This is a genomic window from Agromyces binzhouensis, from assembly GCF_004135055.1.
In the GTDB taxonomy this organism is placed as follows: Bacteria; Actinomycetota; Actinomycetes; order Actinomycetales; family Microbacteriaceae; genus Agromyces; species Agromyces binzhouensis.
Map to the genome: position 1 here is coordinate 1 of NZ_SDPL01000302.1, position 3876 is coordinate 3876.

The 3876-nt window shown below is 72.0% G+C and carries 3 protein-coding genes; 2 read left to right on the top strand and 1 reads right to left on the bottom strand.

Going from position 1 to position 3876, the window contains the following annotated elements:
• Positions 1-831: universal stress protein (locus ESO86_RS12965; protein ID WP_165307795.1), on the top strand; the 831-nt coding region annotated here is incomplete at its 5' end.
• Positions 832-842: 11 nt separating this feature from the next.
• Positions 843-2393, top strand: coding sequence for an APC family permease (locus ESO86_RS12970; RefSeq protein WP_129235402.1), 1551 nt, complete (start codon positions 843-845; stop codon positions 2391-2393).
• Positions 2394-2493: 100 nt separating this feature from the next.
• Here the strand turns inward: ESO86_RS12970 and ESO86_RS12975 are convergent.
• A partial coding sequence (locus tag ESO86_RS12975; protein WP_129235403.1) for an amidohydrolase occupies positions 2494-3876 on the bottom strand: 1383 nt, incomplete at its 5' end.

The window sequence follows — 3876 nt, forward strand, 5'->3', positions numbered from 1 at the left end:
GGCGCCGACGCGCTCGCCGTCGCGAGCCGGCTCGCGGCGGCGGCCGGCGCGCCGCTCGAGGTCGTCATGGTCCTGCCGTCCGAGGCGGGCAATTCCAGCGTCCCGGCCGACGCGGGCTACGAGCGGTACCTCCGCGCGCAGTCCCGCGAGTGGCTCGAGCAGGCGTCCGAGCACCTGGGGGCGGATGTCGCCTCGAAGCTGCACCTGCGCTACGCCGAGTCGTTCGCCGAGGGCCTGATCGACGCCGCGCACGAGTTCGACGCGCGACTCATCGTCATCGGCACGGCCCGCGGCGGCCTCCTCGGCCGGTCGCGCATCGGGTCCGTCGCGAACGAGCTGCTGCACTCCTCCGACGTGCCGGTGCTGCTCGCGCCGTCCGGCTCGCGCGAACTGCCCGCCTCGCAGGGGATCACGCGCATCACCGCGGCGGTCGGCACGCGCCCGGGGGCCGACGCGCTCCTCGAGTCGGCGATCCGACTCGCACGTGCGACGGGCGCGCCGCTGCGCCTGCTCTCGCTCGTGCCCATCGACCTTCCCGCCGGCCTCGACGCCGACCTCGCCGCGCTGACCAGCTCGGTGCACGCCGAGGAGGTGCTCGACGAGGCCCGCCAGGCCCTGCCGGAGGGCATCGAGGCGACCGTCGAGACCGCGACGGGCGAGACCATCGAGGACGCCGTGCGCGCCCTCGACTGGCACCAGGGCGAGCTCGTGCTCGTCGGCTCGAGCCGCCTCGCGGCTCCGCGCCACCTCTTCCTGGGTTCGACCGCGGCGAAGATGCTGCGCGAGCTCCCGGCGCCCATGATCGTGGTGCCCCGCACCACCCTCACCTGAAAGACGCTGCAATGTCGCAACACTCCTCCAGTCCTGCCCCGCTGACCGAGGCGACCCGCGCGGTCGACTCGAACGAGCACGGCATCACCAAGAAGGGCCTCTCGGCCGGATCGGTCGGCCTGATCGGCGCGATCGTCATCGGAATCTCGTGCATCGCGCCCGCGTACACGCTGACCGCCGCGCTCGGGCCGACCGTGTCCGAGGTGGGCACGCAGGTCCCCGCGATCATCCTGCTCGGGTTCATCCCGATGCTGCTCGTGGCCTTCGGCTACCGTGAGCTCAACCGCCGCATGCCCGACTCGGGCACCTCGTTCACGTGGGCGACGCGGGCCTTCGGCCCGTGGATCGGGTGGATGGCCGGCTGGGGCCTCGTTGCGGCGACGATCCTCGTGCTCTCCAACCTCGCGGGCATCGCGGTCGACTTCCTGTTCCTCGCGATCTCGCAGATCGTGGGCAACCCCGAGATCGCCGGGATCGCCGCGAACCCGTTCGTCAACGTGGTCGTGTGCCTGCTGTTCATGCTCGGCGCGACGATGATCTCGTACCGCGACATGCGCACCACGCAGAAGCTGCAGTACTGGCTCGTCGGGTTCCAGGTGATCGTGCTCGTGGTCTTCTCGGGCGCCGCCCTGATCGAGGTCGCGAACGGCAACGCGTTCGACGCGACGCCCATCGAGCTCAGCTGGTTCAACCCGTTCGCGGTGAGCGACTTCAGCGCGCTCGCGGCAGGGCTGTCGCTGTCGATCTTCATCTTCTGGGGCTGGGACGTCACGCTCACGATGAACGAGGAGACCAAGGGCTCCGAGCGGACGCCCGGTCGTGCGGCGACGCTCTCGGTGCTCATCATCGTCTCGCTGTACCTGCTCATCTCGGTCTCGCTCATCTCGTTCGCGGGCGTCGGCGACGGCGAGTACGGCCTCGGCAACCCCGACATCCAGGACAACGTGTTCTTCGCGCTCGCCGGCCCGGTGCTCGGCCCGCTCGCGATCCTCGTGTCGCTCGCGGTGCTCACCTCGAGCGCGTCGAGCCTGCAGTCGACGTTCGTGTCGCCCGCGCGCACGCTGCTCGCCATGGGCCACTACGGCGCCCTGCCCGAGAAGTTCGCGCGCGTGAGCCCCCGCTTCTTCACGCCCGGGTACGCGACGATCGTCTCTGCGGTCGTGGCATCCGTCTTCTACGCGGTCATGCGGTTCGTGAGCGAGAACGTCCTGTGGGACACGATCACGGCGCTCGGCATGATGATCTGCTTCTACTACGGCATCACGGCGTTCGCGGCGGTGTGGTTCTTCCGGAAGACCTGGTTCCGCTCGGTGCGCGAGTTCTTCTTCACCCTGCTGTTCCCGCTCGTGGGCGGCGTCATCCTGTCGGTGCTCTTCGTGACGACGCTCGTCGACAGCATGGACCCGGACTACGGCAGCGGGTCGAACATCGGCGGCGTCGGCCTCGTGTTCATCCTCGGCATGGTCGTGCTGCTCACGGGCGTCGTGATCATGATCTGGCAGGCGATCAAGCGCCCGGCGTTCTTCCGCGGAGAGGTGCTCTCGCGGGCGTCCGCCGACTGAGCTCGTGCGGGCCGGCGTCTCCTCACCGTGCCGGCCCGCACGTGAACGCGAACCGCCCCGCCGGCGACACCCGGCGGGGCGGTTCGGCGTACGGCCTCGGCTACCCGAGCATCGGCGCGACCGGCTCGACCTCGTACACCGTGCTGCCGGCCACGACCGTGCGGATGACGCGTGCCTCGAGGAGCGCGTCGTCCCCGAGCTCGAACGGGTCGCGATCGATGACCGCGAAGTCCGCCGCGAGTCCGGGTGCGATCCGGCCGCGCGCGTCCTCCTCGCGGCACGAGAACGCGGCGTCGCGCGTCGCATGACGCACCGCGTCGGCGAGCGGGACGGCGTACTCCGGGTGGTTCGCGGGGAACGAGGGGTCGAGCGCAGAGCGCCGGGTCGCCGCCACGTACAGGTTGGGCAGCGCCTCGTGCGGCGCCGTCGGCGCGTCCGTCGAGAACGCCAGGACGGCGCCCGCGTCGGTGATCTCGGTCCACGGGAAGCCGCGGTCGGCGCGCTCGTCGCCGAGCATCGCGGCCCAGTTCGCCCAGATCGCGGGATCGGCGTGCACTGGCTGCATCGACGCGACGACGCCGAGGCGCGCGAGCCGCGCGACATCCGCCCGGTCGACGTACTCGAGGTGCTCGATGCGATGCCGCCGGTCGCGCTCGCCGTTGACCTCGTGCGCGTGCTCCAGCGCGTCGAGGGCGATGCCGCTCGCGGCGTCGCCGATGGCGTGCATCGCGACCTGCAGGCCCGCGGCATCCGCGGCCGCGACCACGGGCTCGAGCGCGTCGAGGGGCCAGATCGGCTCGGCGTTCGAGCCGTCGACGTACGGATGCCGCATCGCGGCCGTGCACGCATCGATCACGCCGTCGAGGACGAGCTTGATCCCCGCGATGCGGAGCCACGGCGCGTCGACCTGGCTCGCGAGCTCGACGGCCCGCGCGACCTGGGCGAGGTTGGCGTCGGCATCGCCGGTGTTCGCCACGAACCAGTGGGCGACGACGCGGACGGGCAGCGTGCCGCCGCGACGGTCGGCGGCGCGACGGAACGCGGCGAGCCCGAGCTCGTCGAAGGCCATGTCGACGACGCCCGTGACGCCCGTCGCGAGGTACGCGGCGATCGTGCGCTCGACGGCGGCGTCGCGGTCGGCGTCGGTCGCCTGCTCGGCGAGGTGCTCCCAGGCGTACTGCTGCGCGGCGGTCTCGTAGAGCATGCCGTTCGGCTCGCCTGTGCCGTCGCGCCCGATGCGCCCGCCGATCGGGTCGGGCGTGTCGCGCGTGATGCCGAGCTCCGCGAGCGCCGCCGAGTTCACCCAGCAGGAGTGGTAGTCGTTCGCGTCGAGGTAGACGGGCACGTCGGGCAGCGCCGCGTCGAGCATCGCCGCCGTGGGCGCGCCACCCGGTACGGAGTCGAACAGCCAGCCGCGGCCGAGCACGCGGGGCGCGTCGGGGTCGGCGGCGTGGGCCGCGACGAGGCGCGACCGGATCTCGTC